General features: G+C 60.6%; 17 protein-coding genes and 5 pseudogenes. 8 read left to right on the forward strand and 14 right to left on the reverse strand.

Features of this window, described 5'->3' with window-relative positions; all coding sequences use genetic code 11:
• Window positions 1–205: 205 nt before the first annotated feature.
• Window positions 206–307: pseudogene (locus FAZ95_RS27245) on the reverse strand (IS6 family transposase); the annotation flags it as partial.
• A gap of 597 nt (window positions 308–904) precedes the next feature.
• Here FAZ95_RS27245 and FAZ95_RS27250 point away from each other — a divergent pair.
• Complete coding sequence (locus FAZ95_RS27250) at window positions 905–1,576, forward strand: response regulator transcription factor (RefSeq protein ID WP_137337619.1); 672 nt, start codon at window positions 905–907, stop codon at window positions 1,574–1,576.
• A 44-nt stretch (window positions 1,577–1,620) separates the two neighbouring features.
• Here the strand turns inward: FAZ95_RS27250 and FAZ95_RS27255 are convergent, their stop codons facing one another.
• Window positions 1,621–1,923: a response regulator transcription factor gene (locus FAZ95_RS27255; protein WP_437437788.1), complete on the reverse strand. Its 303-nt coding sequence runs from the start codon at window positions 1,921–1,923 to the stop codon at window positions 1,621–1,623.
• Window positions 1,924–2,793: 870 nt separating this feature from the next.
• Between FAZ95_RS27255 and FAZ95_RS40230 the strand changes: the two are divergent.
• Both FAZ95_RS40230 and FAZ95_RS27265 read left to right on the forward strand, forming a co-directional pair.
• A pseudogene (locus FAZ95_RS40230) lies at window positions 2,794–2,946 on the forward strand (LysR family transcriptional regulator); the annotation flags it as partial.
• A 176-nt stretch (window positions 2,947–3,122) separates the two neighbouring features.
• Window positions 3,123–3,791 (forward strand): response regulator transcription factor, encoded by a 669-nt coding sequence (locus FAZ95_RS27265; protein WP_137335595.1) that lies wholly within the window; start codon window positions 3,123–3,125, stop codon window positions 3,789–3,791.
• On the opposite strand, the gene FAZ95_RS27270 is transcribed toward FAZ95_RS27265, so the two are convergent.
• On the reverse strand, window positions 3,763–4,137 hold the full coding sequence (locus FAZ95_RS27270; protein WP_254700306.1) for a response regulator: 375 nt from the start codon (window positions 4,135–4,137) through the stop codon (window positions 3,763–3,765). The genes FAZ95_RS27265 and FAZ95_RS27270 overlap by 29 nt on opposite strands.
• On the opposite strand from FAZ95_RS27270, the gene FAZ95_RS39540 reads away from it, so the two are divergent.
• Window positions 4,117–4,338, forward strand: a complete 222-nt coding sequence (locus FAZ95_RS39540) for a hypothetical protein (RefSeq protein WP_175425713.1) — start codon at window positions 4,117–4,119, stop codon at window positions 4,336–4,338. The genes FAZ95_RS27270 and FAZ95_RS39540 overlap by 21 nt on opposite strands.
• 304 nt (window positions 4,339–4,642) lie before the next feature.
• The gene (locus tag FAZ95_RS27275; protein ID WP_137335596.1) at window positions 4,643–10,147 is read left to right on the forward strand and encodes a trifunctional serine/threonine-protein kinase/ATP-binding protein/sensor histidine kinase; all 5,505 of its coding nucleotides are present in this window, start codon (window positions 4,643–4,645) and stop codon (window positions 10,145–10,147) included.
• Window positions 10,148–10,978: 831 nt separating this feature from the next.
• Here the strand turns inward: FAZ95_RS27275 and FAZ95_RS27285 are convergent.
• From FAZ95_RS27285 to FAZ95_RS27305, 5 genes and pseudogenes are all read right to left on the reverse strand, one after another.
• Complete coding sequence (locus tag FAZ95_RS27285; RefSeq protein ID WP_137335597.1) at window positions 10,979–11,524, reverse strand: carboxymuconolactone decarboxylase family protein; 546 nt, start codon at window positions 11,522–11,524, stop codon at window positions 10,979–10,981.
• 186 nt (window positions 11,525–11,710) lie between these two features.
• A complete protein-coding gene (locus tag FAZ95_RS27290; RefSeq protein ID WP_137335598.1) occupies window positions 11,711–12,346 on the reverse strand; it encodes a nitroreductase family protein in 636 nt (211 codons plus the stop codon).
• Between the two features lie 438 nt (window positions 12,347–12,784).
• Window positions 12,785–12,937 (reverse strand): annotated as a pseudogene (locus FAZ95_RS27295) (LysR family transcriptional regulator); the annotation flags it as partial.
• Window positions 12,938–14,448: 1,511 nt separating this feature from the next.
• Window positions 14,449–14,886: pseudogene (locus FAZ95_RS27300) on the reverse strand (dimethylsulfonioproprionate lyase family protein); the annotation flags it as partial.
• Window positions 14,834–15,640, reverse strand: coding sequence for a DMT family transporter (locus tag FAZ95_RS27305; RefSeq protein ID WP_137335600.1), 807 nt, complete (start codon window positions 15,638–15,640; stop codon window positions 14,834–14,836). The gene FAZ95_RS27305 and the pseudogene FAZ95_RS27300, both read right to left, overlap by 53 nt.
• 202 nt (window positions 15,641–15,842) lie before the next feature.
• Between FAZ95_RS27305 and FAZ95_RS40740 the strand changes: the two are divergent.
• Window positions 15,843–16,031: pseudogene (locus tag FAZ95_RS40740) on the forward strand (N-formylglutamate amidohydrolase); the annotation flags it as partial.
• Window positions 16,032–16,332: 301 nt separating this feature from the next.
• Here FAZ95_RS40740 and FAZ95_RS27315 read toward each other — a convergent pair.
• Both FAZ95_RS27315 and FAZ95_RS40235 read right to left on the reverse strand, forming a co-directional pair.
• On the reverse strand, window positions 16,333–16,995 hold the full coding sequence (locus FAZ95_RS27315; RefSeq protein WP_137335601.1) for a dihydrofolate reductase family protein: 663 nt from the start codon (window positions 16,993–16,995) through the stop codon (window positions 16,333–16,335).
• Window positions 16,992–17,342 carry a low molecular weight protein tyrosine phosphatase family protein gene (locus FAZ95_RS40235; protein ID WP_137335602.1) on the reverse strand — a complete coding sequence of 117 codons (351 nt, stop codon included), beginning with the start codon at window positions 17,340–17,342 and terminating at the stop codon, window positions 16,992–16,994. The genes FAZ95_RS27315 and FAZ95_RS40235 overlap by 4 nt, the downstream gene beginning before the upstream one ends.
• 367 nt (window positions 17,343–17,709) lie before the next feature.
• Between FAZ95_RS40235 and FAZ95_RS27325 the strand changes: the two genes are divergently transcribed.
• On the forward strand, window positions 17,710–18,093 hold the full coding sequence (locus FAZ95_RS27325; RefSeq protein WP_137335603.1) for a nuclear transport factor 2 family protein: 384 nt from the start codon (window positions 17,710–17,712) through the stop codon (window positions 18,091–18,093).
• 61 nt (window positions 18,094–18,154) lie between these two features.
• Here FAZ95_RS27325 and FAZ95_RS27330 read toward each other — a convergent pair whose 3' ends face one another.
• From FAZ95_RS27330 to pcaH, 4 genes are all read right to left on the reverse strand, one after another.
• Window positions 18,155–18,895 (reverse strand): acetoacetate decarboxylase, encoded by a 741-nt coding sequence (locus FAZ95_RS27330; RefSeq protein ID WP_137335604.1) that lies wholly within the window; start codon window positions 18,893–18,895, stop codon window positions 18,155–18,157.
• 94 nt (window positions 18,896–18,989) lie between these two features.
• Window positions 18,990–21,386 carry a hypothetical protein gene (locus tag FAZ95_RS27335; protein WP_137335605.1) on the reverse strand — a complete coding sequence of 799 codons (2,397 nt, stop codon included), beginning with the start codon at window positions 21,384–21,386 and terminating at the stop codon, window positions 18,990–18,992.
• Window positions 21,387–21,834: 448 nt separating this feature from the next.
• Window positions 21,835–22,428 carry a protocatechuate 3,4-dioxygenase subunit alpha gene (pcaG, locus tag FAZ95_RS27340; RefSeq protein WP_137335606.1) on the reverse strand — a complete coding sequence of 198 codons (594 nt, stop codon included), beginning with the start codon at window positions 22,426–22,428 and terminating at the stop codon, window positions 21,835–21,837.
• 3 nt (window positions 22,429–22,431) lie between these two features.
• Window positions 22,432–23,139: a protocatechuate 3,4-dioxygenase subunit beta gene (pcaH, locus tag FAZ95_RS27345; protein WP_137335607.1), complete on the reverse strand. Its 708-nt coding sequence runs from the start codon at window positions 23,137–23,139 to the stop codon at window positions 22,432–22,434.
• Between the two features lie 119 nt (window positions 23,140–23,258).
• Here pcaH and pcaQ point away from each other — a divergent pair, with 119 nt between their 5' ends.
• The gene (gene pcaQ / locus FAZ95_RS27350) at window positions 23,259–24,266 is read left to right on the forward strand and encodes a pca operon transcription factor PcaQ (protein ID WP_137335608.1); all 1,008 of its coding nucleotides are present in this window, start codon (window positions 23,259–23,261) and stop codon (window positions 24,264–24,266) included.
• The last annotated feature ends 69 nt before the right edge of the window (window positions 24,267–24,335 follow it).

Below are 24,335 nucleotides of genomic sequence, written 5' to 3' on the forward strand. Positions count from 1 at the left end.
CGAGGTAACGCGACAATACCCCGCTCAGCACGAGCCCTTCTTTGCCCGTGCCAGTGGCAATCATGAGATCACCGACGGGAAGGTCCGCGTCCGCTCCGAACAGCACGGCGAGATGCATGCCGCCTAGTAGCGGCTCGACGCTCGCGGTGCTCCCAAATACTTGTACGAGTCCTCGAGCCAATCACCGTTAGTTGGAGGGTGCACAAAGCGGATAGGCCACGTACCAGCGCACGCAGGTCAGTATTACATCGAGCGGATAATGCAGGCGCTTGAGCACTCGGGCCACCGCCGGATTCAACGTCTTCATCGAGCTTATTCGTGTCGTTTTCACGCATCGTAACGGAACGCCTTACTGCAACAGATCCAGCGGCGATGCTCGGGCGGAACGACATCTTCTGCCTCTTGTCGATGATTTTCATCGTGACCATTCCTCTAATCTGGCTGATGAGGCCAAGCAAGGGCAGCGGCGGGACTTCGGCGGCGGGCGCGCACTGAGATCGGCGCACGCACGTGTAGTCTGCGCCCCGAACTCCAGCTCGTCCGGCAGGCGCATCGCCGGCGACGCCGATTACCGCGCCCAGGTTACCCCCAATGGAAACAGTGCAGGAAAGACGTGCGAATCCAAATCACCTAGAATAGCTACCGTGATCCTCTGGCAGGGACGGGCAGCGGTCGGTCGAAAAAACAGGACGTGAGTATGTCCGGTTTTCAACCTCTGAACGAGCAGCGCGGAAGTATGGACGGGCATGTCGGCGCCCCGTTGGCCTGTACCCCCGGCATGAATGAACACCGCCATGAAGGACGGGTTCGCCGAAACCGGTTCATTGCAGCGCGCAGCGTCGTCGACCACATTGTCGGATACGACGCCCCCGCGTGCGCCGTCAGTTGGGGGAGAGGAGGTGAGATGAGTTCGGGTTCGCATTCGACCCGGAGCCCACACGATCGCAAGGAGCCAGTGGTCTATGTGGTCGACGACGACGAGTCGATGCGTTTAGGCCTTGCCAATTTGCTGCGATCGGTCGGGCTACGCGTGGAGACATTCGAATCGCCGGGGGACTTTCTTGCTTTCCCGAAGTACGACGACGCGCCCAGTTGCCTGATTCTCGATGTCAGGCTGCGCGGCGAAAGTGGCCTTGCCTTCCAGGAACAGATTGCGAAGCGCGATGTGCACATGCCGATCGTATTCATGACCGGACATGGTGACATTCCGATGACAGTCAAGGCCATGAAAGCGGGGGCAGTCGATTTTCTCCCGAAGCCGTTTCGCGAGCAGGACATGCTGGATGCGGTCGCCAATGCGTTGGTGCGCGACGGTGAGCGGCTCGCCTCCGAACAATCGATCGCGGCGCTCCGTGTTGCGTATGGCTCGCTCACACCGCGTGAACGAGAAGTCATGGCGTTCGTCGTGGCCGGACTGATGAACAAGCAGATTGCCTCCAAAATGAATCTCAGTGAAATCACTGTGAAGATTCATCGTGGGCAGGTCATGAAAAAGATGGCGGCGCGATCCGTCGCGGATCTCGTCAAAAAATCGGAATCGTTGCGCGTCAATGCGCAGTCGCAGAAGTCGTCTTGAGAGCGGCGCGATCGGAAGCACCGTTCCGGCCTCTTGTCGATCCGCTATGGCACGTCCAGGGCAATGCTGAGCCAATGCGCGACGGCGTCGGGATCAACCGGTTTCTCGAGTACAGCCAGCGCGCCATTTGCCAGGGCCTTTGCTTTCAGGTTGGCCGTTGCGAACGCCGTAATGAAGATGGTCGGCGGCGCATACCCGAGTGCAATGATGCGGTCGTGCATTTCCACTCCCGACATGCCGGGCATCATGACGTCGGAGATCAGGCATGACGTCGAGGCGAGATGGCCGGATTGCAGGAATTCCTCTGCTGATGCGAACAGGCGTGTATGCCTGCCGATCGAGCGCACGAGATTCCCCATCGCGAGGCGGGCGGCCTCGTCGTCGTCAACTATCGAAACTACCGGAGCAGAACACAAGATCAGCCTCGATCTTCAGGAAAGGGAGTTCACGCAGCAAGAACGCCACTGCATGCATCCGCCTGCATCTACGTTACCCAGCGTAATTGTCGTACCAGCGGCCGGGAATCATACACAAGTATTAGTGCCCCGCATTCGCATCGCCCAACCCTGCTCATCGCGTGCCTATGCCGGGTACCGCTTGCAGGTTTGCCGATACGGCGAACACATACTTTGGTATGAGTTACAGCGTTCCTTGCGTCGCAACCGTGTGAGTGAATTGCTACATATCCGGACCGGCACACGCAGACCATCCGCCGCGGTGCGGCGAGAGCCTGGCAACGCGCGGCACGATGCCAGGTGCTGACGCTACTGCTCGCGACAGCGGGCCGAAAACGGCGCGTCGGACTATCCGTGCCTCAAGCGTGCCTCCAACTTGCGGCGAGTATCCCGGCCCCGCAGGTTATACCCTGGTATGAGCGTCTGAAGCCTAGGTAGGAGCAGCGCCACCCGTCCGTAGGGTGGTCTTTAGGCGCCCGCGCGCCTACCCTTGTGTCATGGCCGATGCGATCGCGCGGTGCGCCTCGCAACACGTCGTGTGAAGTCACGGCCAGTTTCGAGGGGGATACATCATGTACAACGTACTGCACAACTGGATCTTTGTCGGTGCAAATGCATACGACGAGTACACATTCGTACCGTGGCTCAACCGGAACGTGTATCGGCGAACAGTAGAGCTGCACCGCATTTGCCTGCTCTAGCTGGTGCAATGCAGATCGGCATTGAGGTCGACCATGCATGTGCCAATAGTGGGGGCTGTCAATGGATCAATTGGCTATTTCTCAACGTGGCTTTCGCATTGGATTGCTATATGGCGCTGACGCGTTATCTATCTGTTTCGCGACGAGCTACGCCGGGATCATCTCGTTCATGGAGGTCGCGACGGAAGGAAGCTTCGCCAAGGCAGGGGAACGAGCGGAAGTATGGATGGGCATGTCGGCGCCCCGGTGGCCTGTACCCCCGGCATGAATGAACACCGCCATGAAGGGCGGGTTCGCCGAAACCCGTTTATAGCAGTGCGCAGCGTCGTCGACCACATTGTCGGATACGACGCCCCCGCTTGCGCCGTCAGTTGGGAGAGAGGAGGTGAGATGAGTTCGGGTTCGCATTCAACGCAGAGCCCACGCGACCGCAAGGAGCCAGTGGTCTATGTGGTCGACGACGACGAGTCGATGCGTTTAGGCCTTGGCAATTTGCTTCGATCGGTCGGGCTACGTTTGGAGACATTCGAATCGCCGGGGGACTTTCTTGCTTTCCCGAAGTACGACGCGCCCAGTTGCCTGATTCTCGATGTCAGGCTGCGCGGCGAAAATGGCCTTGCCTTTCAGGAACAGATCGCAAAGAGCGGTGTGTGCATGCCGATCGTATTCATGACGGGGTATGGTGATATCGAAATGACAGTCAAGGCCATGAAAGCGGGAGCAGTTGATTTCTTCGCGAAGCCGTTTCGCGAGCAGGACATGCTGGATGCGGTCGCCAATGCGTTGGTGCGCGACGGTGAGCGGCTCGCCTCCGAACAATCGATCGCGGCGCTCCGTGTTGCGTATGGCTCGCTCACACCGCGTGAACGAGAAGTCATGGGGTTCGTCGTGGCCGGACTGATGAACAAGCAGATTGCCTTCGAGGTGAATCTTAGTGAGATCAGTGTGAAGAAGCATCGTTCGCAACTCATGAAAAAGATGGCGGCGCGATCCGTCGCGGATCTCGTCAAAAAATCGGAATCGTTGCGCGTCAATGCGCAGTCGCAGAAGTCGTCTTGAGAGCGGCGCGATCGGAAGCACCGTTCCGGCCTCTTGTCGATCCGCTATGGCACGTCCAGGGCAACGCTGAGCCAATGCGCGACGGCGTCGGGATCAACCGGTTTCTCGAGTACAGCCAGCGCGCCATTGCCAGGGCCTTTGCTTTCAGGTTGGCCGATGCGAACGCCGTAATGAAGATGGTCGGCGGCACATACCCGAGTGCAATGATGCGGTCGTGCATTTCCACTCCCGACATGCCGGGCATCATGACGTCGGAGATCAGGCATGACGTCGAGGCGAGATGGCCGGATTGCAGGAATTCCTCTGCTGATGCGAACAGGCGTGTATGCCTGCCGAACGAGCGCACGAGTCGCCCTATCACGGTAGCTGGTTACGGTTATTGATTGCGCGGTCCGGTGATATTTTCGCTTCAACCACCGAACAGATCCGCGCGCTTGACCTGAATTATCTGACCGGGTTCAACGTGGATGATGCCGAGACTTCGACATGGAATGGTGGCATCAATCGGGTTTCGCGGCTGTGCGCGGCCGACGCGATTGTACTGTGAGCGCCGTTCGCGACGCTGGCCCCCACGTACCGCGCGAAGCCCGGCTTTTGACGACTGGCATATCACGCACTCAGGCAGAAGCGGCGTCAGTGACGCCGGGCCGTGTCCGGGCGGCAGTCAGCGTAGCGTGAACGCGGGCCCCGACAAGTTCCTCTGACTACTATCGATGGCACCGCGGTCGCCGAAGTGTATCCTGATGTAATCATCGCTTCCGTGGGAACGAATGTAGCGTCTCCACCAATGACGGGCGGCGGCGAGAAGGCCCCGTGCGCCAGATGACAACCTACATTTGGTTCCGGTGCCAATGGGTAACAGCCTCCAGATCCTGTGGGACGATGGCGAGCGCGTCCTCTGCCGAGGGCGGCGCCCGGGTGTAGATAGCCACAACGTCCTGCTGGTGCGTCCCGCCGCCGAACATCCATTACCCGCCAGCCTTGATCGCCTCGTTCACGCGTTTGGCCTGAAGAATGAACTCGATGGCGCGTGGGCAGTGCGGCCGCTGGAACTAGTGCGCGAAGGCGGCCGGACCCTGCTGGTGCTCGAGGACCCGGGCGGTGAGCCGCTCGCGCGTCTGCTCGGCGCGCCGATGGAGATGGGAGATTTTTTGTCGCTCGCTGCCGGCATCGCCGCAGCGCTAGGCAAGCTTCACCAGCGCGGCCTCGTCCATAAGGATCTCAAGCCCGCGCATATCCTCGTACATTGCGCCGACGGACAGGTCCGGCTCACCGGCTTCGGCCTCGCCTCTCGGTTGCCGCGTGAGCGACAGGCGCCCGAACCGCCCGAGACGATCGCCGGCACGCTCGCTTATATGGCACCCGAGCAGACGGGCCGGATGAACCGCTCGATCGATTCGCGCAGCGACCTCTATGCGTTCGGTGTCACGCTCTACCAGATGCTGACGGGCGCGTTGCCGTTTACGGCTGCTGACCCCATGGAATGGGTGCACTGCCATATCGCCAGAAAGCCGGTGCCGCCGTGCGAGCTGGTGGAGACCGTCCCTGCCGCAGTCTCCCACATCGTCATGAAGCTGCTCGCCAAGACGGCCGAAGAGCGCTACCAGACCGCCGCCGGTGCTGAGCATGATCTGCAGCATTGCCTCGTTGACTGGCAGCGTCGGCACCGGGTCGATGCCTTCCCACTGGGCGAACACGACACGCCTGACCGGTTGCTGATACCCGAGAAGCTGTATGGGCGGGAGCGCGAGGTCGACACCCTGGTCGCCACGTTCGATCGGATCGTTGGGAGCGGCCCACCTGAGCTGGTGCTGGTCTCCGGCTATTCCGGCATCGGCAAATCCTCGGTCGTCAATGAACTGCACAAGGTGCTGGTGCCGCCGCGGGGGCTCTTCGCGTCCGGCAAGTTCGACCAGTACAAGCGCGACATCCCCTATTCGACGCTGGTCCAGGCATTTCAAGGCCTGGTGCGCCCGCTGCTCGGCAAGCCCGACACGGAGCTGGCGAGCTGGCGCGACGCCTTGCTGGAGGCGCTGGAGCCCAATGCCCGGCTCATGACCGACCTTATCCCCGAACTGAAGCTGATCATCGGTGAGCCGCCACCCGTCCTGGCACTAGAGCCAAAACTGGCGCAACGCCGTTTCATGCTCGTGTTCCGACGTTTCATCAGTGTATTTGCCCGGGCGGAACATCCGCTTGCGCTCTTTCTCGACGACCTGCAATGGCTCGATGCCGCGACACTCGACCTGCTCGAGGACCTGCTGACCCACCCGGATCTGCGGCATCTGATGCTGGTCGGCGCCTACCGTGACAACGAGGTCGATGCCACGCATCCGCTGACCCGCAAGCTCCAGGCCATCAAGAACGCGGGCGGCTGGATCCATGAGATCACGCTGGCTCCGCTCGCCTGCGAGCATGTCAACCAGTTAATCGCCGAGGCGCTTCACAGCGAGCCGGCGCGCATCGCGCCCCTGGCGCAACTGGTCCATGACAAGACGGGTGGCAATCCGTTCTTTGTCATCCAGTTTCTGCACGCGCTTGCCGTAGAAGATCTGCTCACCTTCGATCATGACGCGGGGCAGTGGTGCTGGGATCCCGGTCGCATCCATGCCAAGGGTTACACCGACAACGTCGTGGACCTGATGGTTGGCAAGCTAAGCCGGCTGCCGGCTGGGACGCGGCACGCGTTGCAGCAGCTTGCCTATCTCGGCAACGTCGCCGGGATCACGACACTGTCGACCGTTCTCGGCATTCCGGAGGCGCAGGTCCACGCGGCGTTGTGGGAGGCGACGCGTCAGGAACTGGTCGAGCGGCTGGAGGGCCACTACAGGTTTGGTCACGACCGTGTTCATGAAGCCGCGTATTCACTGATCCCCGACGCCTCGCGCGCCGCGGCCCATCTGCGGACCGGGCGGCTGCTCGCCGCGCGGACGCCTCCGAAAAAGCGGGAGGAGGCGATCTTCGAGATCGTAGGTCAGCTCAATCGCGGCGCCGCGCTGATCACCGAAGAGGGTGAACGGGAGCAACTGGCCGGGTTCAACCTGCTCGCCGGCCGGCGCGCCAAGGCGTCGACAGCCTATGCCTCGGCGCTCACCTATCTCATCACCGGCGCGGAACTATTGAACGACGAATGCTGGGAGCGCCGGCATGAGCTGATCTTTGCGCTGGAACTGAACCGGGCCGAATGCGAATTTTTGACCGGGCAGTTATCGGTGGCAGACGAGCGCCTGGCGGCGCTATCGAATCGGGTCACGACAACGGTCGAACGAGCCAGCGTCGCATGCCTGCACATGGAAGTCTGCACGACTCTCGGTCAGAACGACCGCTCGGTCGCTGTGTGCCTCGCCTACCTTCGGCATGTCGGCATCGAGTGGTCACCTCATCCGGACGACGAGGAGGTGCGACGGGAATATGAGCGCATCGGGACACAGCTTGGGGACCGGACCATCGAGGAACTCATCGATTTACCGGTGATGGAGGACGCAGCCTCGCTCGCGACCGTCGAGGTGCTGGGCAAGTTTTTCGCGCCTGCCTTGTTTATAGATGCGAACCTGGCTTCCCTGACAACCTGCAAGGGGGTCAGTCTCAGCCTCGAGCGTGGTAACTGTGACGCTTCATGTGTGCTATATGCCTGTGTCGGCAGGGTCACTGGAGGGCGTTTCGGTGACTACGAGGCCGGATTCCGGTTCGGCCAGCTCGGCTGCGACCTCGTCGAACGACGTGGACTAAGAGGGTTCGAGGCGAGCACGTATCTTTGCTTCGCGGTTTTCGACATGCCCTGGATGAAACACGTGCGGTTTCGCCGTGATCTGATGCGCCGCGCTTTCGAAGCGGCGAACCGGATCGGAGACCTCGCGTATGGAGCCTACGCGGGCAACGAAATCAACTCGGACCTGCTCTTCGCCGGCGAGCCGCTGCACGAGGCGCAAGGCGAAGCCGAACGCGGCCTTGCGTACGCCGGGAAGGTGCGGTTTGGTCTTGTCATTGACCTCATCACCACACAACGCGCTCTGATCCGGACGCTTCGCGGGCTGACGCCAACGTTCGGCTGCTTTGACGACGGACAGTTCAATGAACCTCGCACCGAAACCCATCTGTCCAGCGACCCGCACCTGGCATTAGCTGCGTGCTGGTACTGGATCCGGAAATTGCAGGCGCGCTATCTCGCCGGCGACCATGCGGCAGCCATGGACGCCGCATCAAAGGCGCAACGGCTGCTCTGGACCTCATCCTCGTTAATTGAGGAAGCCGAATATCACTTTTACGGCGCGTTGGCCCGGGTCGCGTGGTGCGAGTGCGTCTCGGCCGACGAGAGGCCACAACACCAGGACGATGTCGCCGCACATTACCGGCAGCTCCAGATCTGGGCGAAAAACTGCCCGGAGAATTTCGCGGACCGCGCCGCGCTGGTCGGTGCCGAGATCGCCCGGATCGAAGGCCGCGTGGTGGATGCCGAACAGCTCTATGAACAGGCCATCCACTCGGCGCGGGAAAGCGGCTTTGTCCACGGTGAGGCACTCGCCAACGAACTCGCGTCGCGCTTTTACGCGGCGCGCGGTTTCGGGAAGATTGCCCGTGTGTATCTGCAGGACGCACGATATGGCTACCTGCGTTGGGGAGCCGACGGAAAGGTGCGGCAACTCGAGGAGAGGTATCCCGACCTGAGGGCGGAAGAGCGTGCGCCCGGGCCGACGACCACGATTTCAACGCCAGTCGAACACCTCGACCTCGCGACGGTGATCAAGGTGTCGCAGGCCGCCTCGGGCGACATCGTGCTGGACAAGCTGATCGAGATGGTCATGCGTACGGCCATCGAACAGGCGGGCGCCGAACGAGGCGTGTTGATTCTGTCGGCTGACGGCGAAGAACGGATCGCGGCGGAAGCGCTGACCACCGGCGACGCGCCCACGTTGCAGCTGCGCGATGTTCCCGTTAGCCCGGCGATGCTGCCGGAGTCGATCCTCTATCATGTCCTGCGCACCCGGGAGAGCGTCTTTCTTGACGATGCCGCGGCTGAGTCCTCGTTCGCCGCAGATCCCTATATCCGTCAGCATCGCGCCCGTTCAATTCTCTGCTTCCCGTTGATGAATCAGGCGAAGCTCACCGGCGCGCTCTACCTCGAAAACAGTCTGACTGCCCGCGTGTTCAGTCCGACCAGGATCGCCGTGTTGAAGCTGTTGGCCTCGCAGGCTGCGATTTCGCTGGAAAATGCCCGCTTGTACCGCGATCTTGCGGAGCGCGAAGGGAAGATCCGGCGCCTGGTCGACGCCAACATCATCGGGATCGTCGTCTGGAATGCTGGGGGCGACATTCTAGAGGCCAATGACGAATTTCTTCGCATGGTGGGATACGAGCGGGAGGATCTTCTCTCGGGTCGCGTGGGCTGGAGGGATCTGACGCCGCCAGAATGGCTCGAGCGCGACGAACGGGCCCTGGCAGAGATCGGGGCGACGGGGCGCGCGCAGCCTTTCGAGAAGGAGTACATCAGGAAGGACGGCAGCCGCGTGCCCGTCATGCTCGGTGCGACCGCTTTCGAAGCAAGCCGGAAGGAAGGTGTCGCTTTCGTGCTCGATCTGACCGAGCGTAAGCGCGCGGAGGCCAAAGCGCGCGAAAGCGAGCGGCGCTATCGCGAGGTGCAGGCCGAACTCGCACACGCGAACCGTGTCGCAACCATGGGCCAGCTTACGGCCTCGATCGCCCACGAAGTCAACCAGCCGATCGCCGCAACGGTGGCCAACGCCCATGCCGCGCTGCGGTGGCTGCGCGCCCAGCCTCCCAACGTCGACGAGGTAGGGCAGGTGCTCGGGCTTATTGTCAAGGACGCAGCTCGGGCGGGGGACGTGCTCGGCCGGATCCGCGATCTGGTCAGGAAGGTGCCGCCGCGCAAGGAGCCGGTGGACATCAACGAGGCGGTCCGCGAGGTGATCGAGCTCACGCGTGGCGAAGCCATGAAGACTGGCGCCTCGGTACAGACGCAACTCGCGGACGGCTCGCCATTCATCGAAGGAGACCGTGTCGAACTGCAACAGGTGCTCCTCAATCTGATCATCAACGCGCTCGAAGCGATGAGCGGCGTCAGCGATGGCGCGCGACACTTGCTCGTCAGCACAGGCAAAGCCGACTCTGACTGCGTGCTCGTGACAGTGCGCGATTCAGGGCCCGGCTTTGCTCCGCACGACGCCGATCATGTTTTCACTCCCTTCTACACCACGAAGCCTAGCGGTCTGGGGATGGGGCTGTCGATCTGCCGTTCGATCATCGACGCACATGGCGGCCGGTTGTGGGCCAGCGCGAACGTCCCCCGCGGCGCCGTTGTTCAATTCACCGTGCCAGCCCATCCAGGCGTTTCATCGTGATTGCCACGCATGTCAGCTACGGGTACCCGATCGCATACGTCTGCTGCCCGCGTGGGGCTTTCTTTAATTGGTGCCGGGCGGACAACATCGTGCGGCTGTTTGCAGGCCTACCGCAACATGTGGCAAGGCCTACGATGACCACGTGCTCTAGCGAGCCCAACGTGTGGATGAAACTCGAGCGATCAGCGATTCGGTCGTAAATCCGCACGCTCTTCGGGGACCCTGCATCTATACCCCGATGGGTTTCACACCGTACTTTTGACAGTAGGTTCTCCTGATTTCGTCCTGACTTCGAGAAGGATGGGCGAAGACATGGGCTGGAGACGGCAAAGGGGGTGATCGAAGTGGTTTCGATTTTGACTACGTGAACGACGGGATACCCTGAAGCGTTCGTCGCCAGACCCCGGTCGGCGATCATCAAATACTCATCATCGCCCGGCGGCAGTATCAACGCTCGGCCCTTGAATCGATAACCGCGCCTCTGGAAGACGTCGACTACTTTGATTTCGACGGCGGGATTACGCTTCAAGTTCACTATTGTCCCGGGCGATGCGATATCGGCAAACGCCGTTCGTGACCGCCAAGGACGCCTTCGGCGAAAATCGTCGATTCGCTAACATCGGAACGCGACGCCGTTTCGTCCAAAAATTCCGGAAGACGATCACTGCGGTTGAGTGTCATTTTCGTCCCCCTAGACTTGTCGGCTCATACGAAAAGCCCAGATACGTTGCCAAGACTCCTTCCTGCGTGCATCCGGGCTTTGGCATTATGCTCGCATCAGCTGACACCTTCTAGGAACCCTCGGAGATCATCGATGCGAGCTGATAGAGTTCAGATCGAGCCAGCCGGCGTAACGGCGGGAAAGTCCTTCTCGGGATCAAACACGTTATTGAGAAAGTTCGTCAGGGAGTACATCGCGACCAGCGCGACGATCTCCGTGACGTTCGCATCCGTGTAGCCGGCCTCGCGGACCGCTTTCAGATCGGCGTCACTGACCTTTCCGCGGGTCTCGATGACTTTGCGCGCAAACCGGACGGCGGCGTCCCGCTTCGGGTCGGTGGCATGGCCCTTACGAGCGAGAATGATTTCATCGGCCGGCAGCTGGGCCATATGCTCGGCCGTAAAGCTGTGAACCGTCAGGCAGTAGTTGCAGCCGTTCACTTCGGAGACAGCAAGGCCGATGCTGTCACGCGTCTTCACGTCGAGCGCCTTGCTCATGGAGCCGAGCAGGGTGGCCCATGAGTTGAACGCGATAGGGCTTTTCGCGAAGGTCGCCAACATATTTGGGGTGAACCCGATGTTCTTGGTGAACGCATCGAGAGTGGGTTTCGAATCGGCCGGCACCTGGCCCGGTGATAGAGCAATACTTCTCGACATCTTGGTACTCCTTAGGTTACTGATTTTACTAATCGAGGAAAGTCCTTGTGCGAACTGTCCGTCAGCTTACTTCGTGCGCGGGTCTTGGGTCGAAGCTGGTTGGTCCTTCAAGGGAGGTGGCTTGCGTTCGCCTCTCACTTGGCGGCCATTCAATCGGTCGGCGCGGTAACCGCCGCGGCGACACGCTTATACCAAATCCAATACATCGTTCACAGGACGGCGCGGCTTCTGCGCCCAGTTTCCCGGACGCTCTGCACCCACGGTCAACAGCATGACCGGCACCTCGTCCTCGGCCAGTCCGAACTCGCGGTGCACGGCTTCGGCATCGAAGCCGATCATCGGCGTCGAACCCAGGCCCATCGAGCGGGCCGCATAGATCATCGCCGCTGCGCCGAAGGTGCCAGTGCGTACTGCCTCGTCGCGCTGGCGTTGTGGGTACTCCTTGTACAGACCGCGTGCGGGGGTTTCCCATTCCGCCACCATCTCTGCCGGCATGACACCCGCTTCCACCAGCGGAGCCAGGCGTTCCGGTATTACGCTGGAATCGGCCAACTGGCCGCAGACGATGAAGGTAACGGCAGCATCGGTGATTGCGGGCTGGTTCCAGGCGATCGGACTGAGCCGAGCCTTCGCTTTAGGCGTGCGCACGGCGATGAAGCGCCAGTTCTGCAAGTGAAAGGATGTCGGCGCGGAGGTGCCGATTTGCACCAGTTCGCGGATTTGATCGTCGCTCAAGCTGGCAGCGGGGTCGTAGTACTTGGCGGCACTGCGGCTCAGGATACATTCGATGACAGCATTGCTCGTGGTGGTTCCGTTAGTCATGCTTAATCCTATTGGTGAATGGATAGGTCAAGGTACAAGAATGTTTTCGCTTTATGCAGAGCTGCGGTATTCAAGTTCTGAAGCCAAATATCGCGTAGGCCAAGTCGATATCCTGGCAACGGCACAGTCTGCGTCGATGCTGCGCGTCAGCAGGTGGTCGGCGTTCACCAGAAAAATAGAGCTCTTAGGGGGCATCGCAACTGTAAAAATAAAAATGCGCGCGGCATTCTCGATACCCACCGTCCCATCCAGCGGGGCATACAAGACCAGCGATGGAATTCGGAACCGCGCGATCCGTGACGCCAGTTCGTGACGCGCCAGGTCCTCGATAAAACCCTCGCGCACGCCATTGAACCGGTTTCGGCGAACCCGTCCTTCATGGCAGTGTTCACTCATGCCGGGCCACCGGGGCGCCGACATACCCATCCATACTTCCGCTCGTTCCCCTGCGTTGACGAAGCTTCCTTCCGTCGCGACCTCCATGAACGAGATGATCCCGGCGTAGCTCGTCGCGAAACAGATAGATAACGCGTCAGCGCCATATAGCAATCCAATGCGAAAGCCACGTTGAGAAATAGCCAATTGATCCATTGACAGCCCCCACTATTGGCACATGCATGGTCGACCTCAATTCCGATCTGCATTGCACCAGCTAGAGCAGGCAAATGCGGTGCAGCTCTACTGTTCGCCGATACACGTTCCGGTTGAGCCACGGTACGAATGTGTACTCGTCGTATGCATTTGCACCGACAAAGATCCAGTTGTGCAGTCCGTTGTACATGATGTTTCCCTCTCGAAACTGGCCGTCATATCACACGACGTGTAGCGAGCGCACCGTGCGATCGCATCGGCCATGACACAAGGGTAGACGCGCAAGCGCCTAAAGACCATTCTACGGAGGGGTGGCGGCACTTCTACATAGGCTTCGAACGCCCATACCAGCGTATAACCCGCGGACAGAGACACGCGCCGCAAGTTGCCGGCGCGCTTGAGGCACGGTTAGTCCGACGCCTCATTTCCGGCCCGCTATCTCAGCACCTGGCATCGTGCCGTGCGTTGCCACGCTCTCGTTGCGCTGCGTCGGATGGTTTGCGTGTGCCGAACCGGAACGCTTGGGTGCGTTGAGGGACGCGGAAACCCGGCATCCGACGCTTGCGTTCCCGCGTGGGCCGATCAGCTCGCCGAGCTTCGCATGCTGGCTCGCGTTGACCGCTGTTGATGTTCGTTAATTCCGCTAGCCATGTTCACGGCATTTGCTAGCGCAAGAAAGTCCGCAGCCCCTGCCAGATAACGCTGGGAGACCCGATTGCTAGTTCTGTCACCCGTTGCGTTTAAGCAACGGGTGAGCGACAGGATGTCCGTTAATTTTGCTAGAGCGTTTGGCGTGTCCGCAAATTCGGCTAATGCGGTTGTAGAGGAGCGCGATAGGTGCATTCGCTTGAAGCTGCAGCAAATGCAAATCCCGGGGGTCATTTTTTTTTGATCTTTGGAAGGTGCTCATCCCAGTGCGCAGATCAAAAACGCCATACAGTATGACATTTTGTGTGTCACTTTGGCGGTCTTCAACATCCCCTTGTGTGGGTGTTGGTCAGCGCGGTGTCGTCCTGCGCCTAGTCAGTCGTGTCGGGCAGTGAGTTCGCGTTGCGGTAGAAAAGCCGCGCTAGCAGAATTAATGGGCACGATTAGCGCGCCAACGGACATCATTAGCGGAATTTGCGAACTTCAACAGCAGCGCGAGTTGGTTGCGATACAGCCGACACCTGGCCGATACGAGACTGTCTTCTAGCCTTTGCCTAGTCAGTATGACTCCCGTGAGGTGGTGGCTGGCCTGCCGCGAGGAATCAAACGCGGGTTAGCATCGCTGCCAGAGCCGCACGGTGCGGACAGGGCCGCACCCGGTGATGTCCAGCGCGGAGGCCACAAGATCGACAACCATCGCGTGGCTGTCATATCAGCGAAGCAACTATGCGGTTCGGAAGGATGCACTGGCCCGCTGTGACGGAGCCGAGCCTGAGCATGCTTCAGTGGATGTATTCGTTGCTGGATATATTGGTCGGGGAAGTCACGTGTCCGATCACAGGCGATCCGCAGTTACCAGGCAATCAGATCAAGAGACACCAAAGCGCCAGAAACGGGACCGTTCCAGAGCGCATCGCGTGCACAACGTTGGATGGATTATGCAGGCCCCCGCCGATTCCCGGATTGAACCAATCTCCATCCCGTTGCCTGAACTCGCCCGGCGTGAGCAGCACATATGCCTCTTCAGGGAGATGCTGATGGTCTGGATACCGGGTGAGAGGCGCCAGCAACGAAAACCCGAGTTGGATGTCGTAACGGCTTTCGATGCCCCCGGGGCCGCAAACCATTCCGTTAGCGTGCCTCTCGACATAGTTCTCGCTTCCATTGAGCCCCGACGTTCGCCGTTGCCAACCCATGGATGGATCGAGTGCCTTGATAGCGTGCGCCGCGACACCGAGATCGGACGGGTCATCTAGAACATACGCCAGAGCGGAATCGAGGAAGTCGCAGGCTGGAAAACGTTGATGCGCCTGTACCAAGCAATCCCAGTCCGATCACCATCCCTGCTGCGGCGCGCCAGTTCTGGAGTATCTGCCCGGTGCCTGCGACGTTGGCCAGGACAATGAGCAACAGCAATGCGAGGCCCATCTGCCACGTCACGATTGCAAGGGGAGCCAGGTTAATCGGAGAAACAAAGCGTCGGACATAGATATAGGACAGTCCAAAAACTATCGTTCCCGCTAGCATCCATGCGACGCCCACAAGGCTGATAGCGTTGTTGTCACTCATGCTAGTCCATGGGCGGGCGATCAGCGTGATGCCGGCCATTCCCAATGCGACACCGCATACCATCAACCGGTTCATCTTTTCATCGCGCAGAAACAGACCCGATGCCATCGAGGTGAAGATCGCCGAAGACCCTCCCAGCACGCCGGCGATGCCCGACGGGAGCAGCGAGGTACCCTTTGCCGTCGCGAAGTAGCAGAAAGCCGTTGTCAGGGCCGCCATCACTAAGAAATGATGCAGATAGCGCAACTGGCGAAGCCTCATGACATCTTTGCGCCACGCGAGCACAGCCAACGGCACGAAACCAAAGAGCACCCGCAAAAGCGATATCTGATCCGGGCTGATGAGTGCAGCCGCCCACTTCATGTAGATGAAATTTGATCCCCAGAATACTCCGAGAAGAACAAAGGCGATGTAGGTCCGTATCAAGTTGCGATCCAAGCAGATTTGTCTGTCGTCGCCGTCCCCGAGCCGGCGAGGGTGCAGCATCCACGCGAAGCATAACCAGTGAAGATGCCGAAAGGCGGCTTGTTGATCGGGCTTATAGATAGTACAAGCGACATTTGATTAATCGTGCCTTGGCATTCTGGATGTTAATGTCGTCAGCTGCTTGCTCCATCAGGGTCTCGACATTCTCGCGTTTCCGAGCATCGCGGAAGAACTTGCGCGTTTGCGCTCTAAGCATAGTCATGTGCTGCTGTTTGTATCGCATGCGAGCTGGTGGCTTTCGCTTTATCGAGACCAGTCGACTGGACGCGATTGCAATATCGATACAAATCAGGGTAAAGCCTGCAGCCGCCAACTCGTCGCGGCACTCACTGAGACGGTTCAGGCACAAAGACGGTCCTGGGTTGTCAACGGCAATTCTGTTGAACTTTTCACGTCCCAGCACTATGGGAATCCCGTTGGCGGCGTCCATGTGATAGAAGCGGAAATTTCAGGCCGGTGGCGCAGCGATTGCGCTGCGCAGGTCGATGAAGCCTTGGTTGGTTCGAATAGGCAGGCTGAGGTTCTGGCCACCCTAGGCGACGACCAGGTCAATTGCGGGAGAGCGATGACCTTACTCTTGACTGCCCTTGAAGGCAGCTTGCGAATGCGGAGGGTCGGTGATTGGAAAAGCGGACACTCAACGTCTAAGCTAAGGCCGTGGCCCGTCAGGGACGTCGGCCTTCAGCGAGTGGTTAGGCGTCCGTGCGCCCTTGGCGCCTTAGGACGACATGCGTGGCTTTTTCCGACGCCACGAATTCAACGCATTCGTATCCCAGAGTCCGCAAGTCGACGCCTTCGAACAGCGATTCTCCCCTGCCGAGCAGGACCGGCGCGATAGCAATGTGCAGTTCATCAATAAGGCCCTCACGAAGATACTGCCGGATTGTGTCCGACCCACCGCCGATCCGCACGTCCATTTCGGCAGCGGCCTCGCGTGCACGGTCGAGCGCCTCGCGAATACCTCCTGTGATGAAGTGGAACGTCGTGCCGCCCTCCATCTCGATGGGGAGACGAGCATGATGCGTCAAGATGAAGACTGGAACGTGATACGGCGGACTGTCTCCCCACCAGCCTTTCCAGGTCGTGTCCGGCCAGTCCCCACGAATGGGTCCGAACATGTTCCTCCCAAGAATCCAGGCCCCAACATTCTGAAAGCCACGGGCGGCGAAATCATCGTCAATCCCCGTTGTACCGCTGTCCTTGCCGAACAGGGCCCGCTGGAACGTGCGCGTTGGGATTAGCCACTGGTGCAGTTCCGTCCCGCCAATGCCGAGCGGGTTGTTGATATCTTGATTCGGACCTGCCCCGTATCCGTCGAGCGAGATGGTGAAGCCGTTAACGCGAACTCGTGTCATCGGTTGCCTCCGTTTAGACGCCTAACCCGCAAAAATCTTCCGGCCTTCCGTTCCAGCTCGACGATTAGTTCCGGTTGCATAAATGCGTACTTGTCGGGAATGTCGAGGCACACAACCCTTTTTCCCTTCAGGCGTGAGCCGAACTTCTTCGACAATTTGACCTTGTGTGCGCGTTCCATGACAAAGATTATCTCCGCCCACGCGATCTGCTCGTCCGACACGATCGCTATCGAATCGGGAGCAAGGCCCGCTGAATCCGCTTCGACGCCGGGCCAACTGGAAAATACCTCTTCCGCGCTTGGGCTCCGAAGCCGGTTCCGGCTGCAGATGAATAGTGCTCGCGTCAATTTCCACCACCCGAAAGATAAGGGGATCGTGTAGGCGTTTGGAAAACGCTCATTGTCAATGAACTAGACGTTGCAGTCGACGGACCGCTCCTGGCCGCGGATTCAACCCGTCGATGCAACACACTTGAAGCTGGATAGCAGCAAGGAGTGTCGCAATGAAACAGAGACGGCGGATCTACTATACAGACAGTCAGAAAGCGTTAATGTGGGAGCGCTGGCGCAATCCCGTATCCGCCAAGGATTGACCGTTGACGTCTAGCTGCGCACAGGCAATCGCACCGGTTCTGGTGTCTATGATGGATCGAGACCATAGTAGATACGACATGCAGTCATGTACGGCGGAACTTGCCTGATCAGGAGGTGACCCATGCACGAGAGTCAAATGCGTGAAGCCCTGAATGCGCACTGGCAGGCGTCGGCCGCTGGGGATCTGAACGCCGAACACGATATCTATGACGATGGTGCCGTCTGTGAATATCCGCAATCCGGCGAACGCATCGTTGGAAGAAGCAATTTGCAGGCGTTGCGAGGCCATCATCCAGGCAAGCCCGCAGGGTTCGATGTCAGGCGAATCCAAGGCAACGGGAATCTCTGGATTACGGAATACACGATCACCTATCAGGGCCAGGCATCGTACGTCGTGAGCATCATGGAGTTCGCTAACGACAAGGTCGTGCACGAGACCCAGTATTTTTCGGATCCCTTTGAGGCGCCGAGCTGGCGGAGTCAATGGGTTGAACCGCGCGCGTAAAAAGGCCGGCGTCGAGCCGGCCATGACAACATTCCGCTTCAGGCCTTTTGCGCGCTTCCTCTCACTCAGCGAGATAGTCGTGGACGACGGTGCCCAACCCGAGCGTCAAGTCGGTCATGATATGCACGCCCGATATCACTTTGAGCACCGGCAGCGCTGCGACTGGCGCGAGCGCATGGTGAAACAGCTCGAGCCCGGCCGGCCCCTCCCAGGCTCCCTTCACGGTAATGTCCTCGCAGAAGTACCGTACCAATTCGCAGATGCGAGCGGTGCCATCCACATGCGGAATGATCTTAAGCAGGAAGTTCGGTGCCGACAGCGAGGCCAGAATCGGATCGTGCGCAAGCGCTCGGTGCTTGTAACCCATCGTTGCGACCGCGATCGGAACCGGCCCGTACCTCAGGACGCCACCGATCGTGTCTTTCTCGATGCGAATTTCGGGCGAGGCGAGCTTCTTGGGAAATCCCCAGAGTTCACGCCCTCCGGCAATCGGAGACCCATCGTCGAGAAACATCGCGTGCACATAACCGCCGCGTTCGCCGCGGAAGCTGACCGGGATGACCTGACCGCTTTCCGTGTAGCTGCCGAACCCGGTTGAATCAGGCATCCTGATGAACTCGAATTTGACGATGGGATCGGTCATTTCCAGCGGAGCGGGAATCACTTCGGCCAGCGCGTCGGGATCGGTCTGATAGGTGATGATCAGGAACTCCCGATCGACGAAACGATAGGGACCCGGCGGAAACGCCGGACTTGTGAGCGGCATTGCAAAGGCGCGCTCTTTTACGTCTGCTTCTGTCATGTGCGATGCTCCTGTTGTCCGGTCACTGACCGGTAAGGTCATAGACGCGGATACGCTTGCCAAGGTCCGTTACCTCCTTCCACTCCGCGGACCGCTATCGGCGAAAACCGCCGCCACCGCCCCCGCCACCGCCCCCGCGTGGGGCGTAGCGTTGGCTCCCGGCCGCACCTCGCTGCCGATTCTGCATCTGCTGGTTCAGGTCACCGGCGGAGGCCTGTTGGCTGGCCCGGCTCACGCCACCGGCAGAACCTTGGGGATTGCCGCCACCCGGCCGGTTTGCAGGTGACGTAGGCGCGTTCTGCTGTTGATAGCTCTGTGCTCGTTGCTGAGCGGCGGCGGAATTGGCGGTCTGGGTTCCGGCGGGACGCTGTTGTTGAGCGCTCTGTGCTCTTTGCTGGGCAGTGGCCGAATTGGCGGTTTGGGTTCCGGTGGAACGCTGCTGCTGAGCGCTTTGAACTCTTTGCTGGGCAGTGGCCGAATTGGCGGTTTGGGTTCCGGCGGAACGCTGTTGCTGAGCGCTCTGTGCTCTTTGCTGGGCAGTGGCCGAATTGGCGGTTTGGGTTCCGGCGGAACGCTGTTGCTGAGCGCTCTGTGCTCTTTGCTGGGCAGTGGCGGAATTGGCGGTCTGGGTTCCGCCGGAACGCTGCTGCTGAGCGGTCTGTGCAGTCTGTTGTGCCGCCTGTGGCGTGGGCTTGTTGACAGGAGACCAGGCGCCGTTGTCGTATTTCTGCCAGCTGCCGTTGGTGTTCTTATAGACGTTCCCGTCACGGCCCGCGTACATGTCGCCGCTCGCGGTTTTACCCGCCACTGCACGGCCGTTGGCGCTCGTGCCAGCAATGGCCTTGCCTCCTGCGGAGTTCTGATACGTACCGACCGAGCCCTTGGCCGTCGTCGAATGCTGGGTCGCAGCCCACTGGTTGCCCTTCGTGACAACCGAACTTCCCCATTGGCCGTAAGCGTTCGAGCCTTGGCGCGTAGCAGCATAGGCGCCGGTGTACGGGTTGTAGGCTTGCGCGACACTTGCGCTGCCGTATCGCCCGGAAACCGTCGCGCCGCGTGCATAGGTGCCGGTGGACGGGTTGTACGACGCACCCCACTGAGCGCTCCCGTTCGGTCCGTAAGCGACGCCTCTCACGGCGCTCGTGCCCGTATAAGGGTTGTAGGTGCGATAGCCATAGGGCGCCGGACGGGGGTAGTACACCGGGTAGGGCCCGCGACCCACGCCGACGTAGGGCGGGTAGTAGTACCCGTTGCCTTGCGCGATGATCGCGCCGACTGTTGCGCCTGCGATGAAGACGCCGAGATACCCCGCTGTGTAGCTTGCCTGTACCGCGCCGGTGGGGGTCGCGTATTGCGTGACATAGGTCACGTTATAGACGGGCGAACTCGGCGGAATCGTATAAATGACCTGGGGTACGGAAGTGCTGGTTTGCCACGGCCCGGTTGGCGACGAAGAATCGAACCAGACACCCTGAGAGCAAGCGTAATAGTGATTTTGCACTTTGATGACTTTGTCAGGCGTGTTCACCGCATAGGCGAGCGTCGTGCCTTGAATCGGCTGGAACTGAGGGTCGCCGCTGTACGAGACTTTGACCGCGGCCGCTGCCGCGGCGGGGTTGATCTCCACCGTCGTCGGGATCTGCGCGAGCAGCACCGCATCGTTGGCTTCTGGCGTTCCCGGCACGGAACTCAGGACCCGGGCGGCCGCACTGTCGCGCGGAATCTTCGCGAAATCAGGCGGCAATTGATTCGTCGCGAACGTCCACGGCCCGGTGGGCCCGGGCGCGGAAAACCAGCGGCCGGCGCTCAAGTAGTAGTACGTGCTGGTCGGTGAATAGACGAACACATCGCTATCGGTATTTTTTGCGAAGACCAGTTGGGTGCCGGGAATCGTTGCATAAACAGGCTTTCCGTCGAAGACAATCAGTTCCGCGGGCGTATTGCTGAAGAACACGCCGGGCGCTTTGGCCTGCTTTCCTTTGGGCGGGGGGATATAGGGCTTCAAGTCTGCCCAGGTGGGATCGGCAGGCACCTTCGACATCTTGGCGGGAAGCGTCTGCGCTTGCGCCCATCCGCTTTTCAGGTCGGTCGACGTCATCCATGACTGTCCGGTGAAAAGGTAGTACTGGTGGCCGGCGGCATCGAAGAACAGTGGCCAGCTTGCGTTGACGACGAACGCGAGGTCGGAATTCTGAATCGGCGCAAGAATCGGTTCGCCGTCGACAAACAGCAGGATCGCCGGACCGAAACTGACAAAGATGGTGGGCGGGTCGTTCTTGACTGCGGCGATCGGCGGAGCGTTCTTTTTCTCCACGCTTGCGATCAGGCGGTCGACCGAGATGGTCAGCGAAGCCTGTGGGTTGAGAAACTTCCGCACGAGCTGATCGAGTTTTTGGGCCGTTGCCGGGTCCGTGTCAGGAAAACTCGTACCGGTAATTTGCGGATGGCTCAAGAGCACGGTGTGGCTGTCGACGTCGACATCCGTGTGCATCTGCAGCTCGACAATACCGACTCGCGGCTTGTCGCCGCGCGGCGTCACGCTGATCGCCATGCGACCGCTGACTTCCTTGAATTCTTTCCAATCGTCGATCTGCGGCTGGTAGTAGACGAGCGTGGCGTCGTCTCTCGTGATCTCTCGCGGCCAACCGGGGTCTTGCGCTGCGACAGGGCCCGGAAGCGCTGCCGATAGCATCAGCGCAAGGGCCAGAGTCCGTGCCAGCGCATAGATCGGCATTTTCGACGTCGCCATGTCTTGCTCCTTGCCGGCGTCGTGGCCGGCCGGCCGCCCGTCACTCGACTCTAGGAATCTAGGTCAGGCATAGCGCTCGGGCAATTGGACTTTGGTCTCATCCAGCTGGCGGAGTCATTCGGTTGAACCGCGCACGTAAAAAGGCCGGCATCGAGCCGGCCCTGAGCACATTCCAATTGCGCGCGGCGCGTCAAACGTCGAAGAACACCGTTTCACCAGCCCCCTGCATACGGATGTCGAAGCGATACACGTTACCTCCCGCTTGAGCATCGCGTCGCGCGATCAACGTCGCGCGGCGATTCGCAGGCACCGCTTCGAGCACCGGGTCCACGGCGTTCGCAGCTGCTTCATCGTCGAAGTACATGCGTGTGAACGCATGCAGCAAGATGCCGCGCATCAGCACCGTCACGTTCACATGCGGCGCGCTATCGGGCGCGGTCTTGCCCGGCTTGACCGTTTCGATCACGAAGCGGTGCTGCGCATCGGTGCCCGTGCCCACCCGGCCGAAGCCGCGAAAGCCGTTGGCCGCGATGTCGGCGCGCGAGGCCGGATAGCGGCCTTCGCTATCGGCTTGCGTCACTTCGATCAACGCATCGCTGACGGGATTGCCGTCGCCGTCGAACACCTGTCCGACGATCGTGATGCGTTCGCCCGGCGTTTCAGGCGCGACGAGCACCGGCGTGAACAGGCTCTTCAAATCGAAGTTGTATTGCTGCGGCACGAGGCCATAAGCGAAGTACGGCCCGACCGTTTGCGACGGCGTTTGCTTGAGGGTCTGAGTCATGGCTTAGCGCTCCATCGGCGTTTCGTTGCGGCCGCGCAGCACGATGTCGAACTCGTAGGCGAGCGCGTAGCCTTCCTCCGTGCGGTCCATCGTGAAGCGCGAGATCAGCCGGTCGCGCGCGTGTTCCGGCGTGCCCTGGAAGATCGGGTCGTAGGCGAGCAACGGATCGCCCGGGAAATACATCTGCGTGACGAGGCGCGAACCGAAGTACTCGCCGAACAGCGAAAAGTGGATGTGGTTCGGACGCCAGGCGTTCGGATGGTTGCCCCACGGGTAGGCGCCGGGCTTGATCGTCAGGAAGCGATAGCGGCCTTCGTTATCGGTGATCGCGCGGCCTGCGCCGAGGAAGTTCGGATCGAGCGGCGCGTCGTGCTGGTCGACCTTGTGGACGTAGCGTCCGGCCGCGTTGGCCTGCCAGATTTCGACCAGCGTGTTGCGCACCGGGCGGCCGCCTTCGTCGAGCACGCGGCCCGTGACGATGATGCGCTCGCCGAGCGGATCGCCGTTCCTCGCGGCGTTGCGCGTGAGGTCGTTGTCGAGCGCGCCGAGATCCTCGGTGCCGTAGACGGGCACGTACTGATCGCGCAGCTTCTCCTTCAGCGGAATCAGCGGCAGCGTCGGGCCGCGCTTGACCGAGGAGCCATAGGGCGGGTGGATGTAAGCCGGATGCGACGGAAAATCGCGTTCGGTCAGGATGATGGGTTGATCCATCGCGGTGTCTCCATGAGGGGATTGTGTTTGTCGCCGTTAGGGCGTCGTGTACTGGACTTTATATAAAGCGGAAAGTTATGCAAAATGACCTTTTTTCGCGCTTCGTATAACGGATGGTTATGCAACGTCGCCTCGCGGATGGCCGCGTCAAATTCCGGCATCTCCAGTGCTTCCTGGCCGTCGCGCAGTTCGGCGGCGTGCAGAAGGCTGCGGAGAGTTTGTCGATCACGCAGCCGGCCGTATCGAAGACGGTCGCCGAGCTGGAGGAGATCCTCGGCGTGAAGCTCTTCGAACGCGGGCGCCACGGCGCGGCGATCACGCGCGAGGGGCAGCTCTTCGTGCCCCACGCGAGCGCCTGTGTGAGCGCGCTGCGCCAGGGCGTCGATCTGCTCACGCGCGAGGGCGGCGGCGCGCCGGCGTCGCTCGAGATCGGCATGCTGCCGACTATCGCGCCCGCGCTCGTGCCGCCGGTGCTTGCGCGCTTCGCCAAGGATTGGCCGCAGGTGGTCGTGCGGCTCGTCACGTCGTCGAACGCTGAGCTGCTCGAACGCTTGAAGGCGGGGACGATCGAGTTCGCGATCGGGCGCCTCGCGGACCCGGAAAAGATGATCGGCTTGAACTTCGAGCAATTGTTCAACGAACCGTTGGCCGTGGTCGTGCGCGCCGGTCATCCGCTTGCCGCGAGTGCCGCGTCGCCCGCAGCGCTGCCGGCCGCGCTCTCCGAGCACTTTCCCGTGGTGCTGCCGCCGTTCGGCACGCTGATCCGGCAATCGGCGGAGAGCCTGCTGACGATGAGCGGCGCGGCGCCGCTCGCGTCGTTTGTCGAGGTGCTGTCGGTGTCGGTGGGGCGCGCGCTCGCGCTCGAAAACGACGCGCTGTGGTTCGTGCCGCTGTCGGCGGTCGAGCGCGATCTCGACGACGGCGCGCTGGTCCGCTTGCCGCTGCCCTACGCGGGCACCGAAGAACCGGTCGGTCTGATCCGGCGGACCGATTCGGAGCCCACGCCCGTCGCGCGCACGCTGATCGAGGCGGTGCGTGCCGTGGCGCGGCAGCGCATGGCGGCGCAAGACGCGCCGCCGCGCGGCAAGCCCAAGCGGCGAGCCAAGCGGGATCTCAGCGACGGCTGAAAAAATGGCGCTATGAAATCGAATTCATAACGGGAAAGTCCTATGTAAAGTCTGTGCCGCCATCGTCGT

The organism is Trinickia violacea (genome assembly GCF_005280735.1).
Taxonomy (GTDB): domain Bacteria; phylum Pseudomonadota; class Gammaproteobacteria; order Burkholderiales; family Burkholderiaceae; genus Trinickia_A; species Trinickia_A violacea.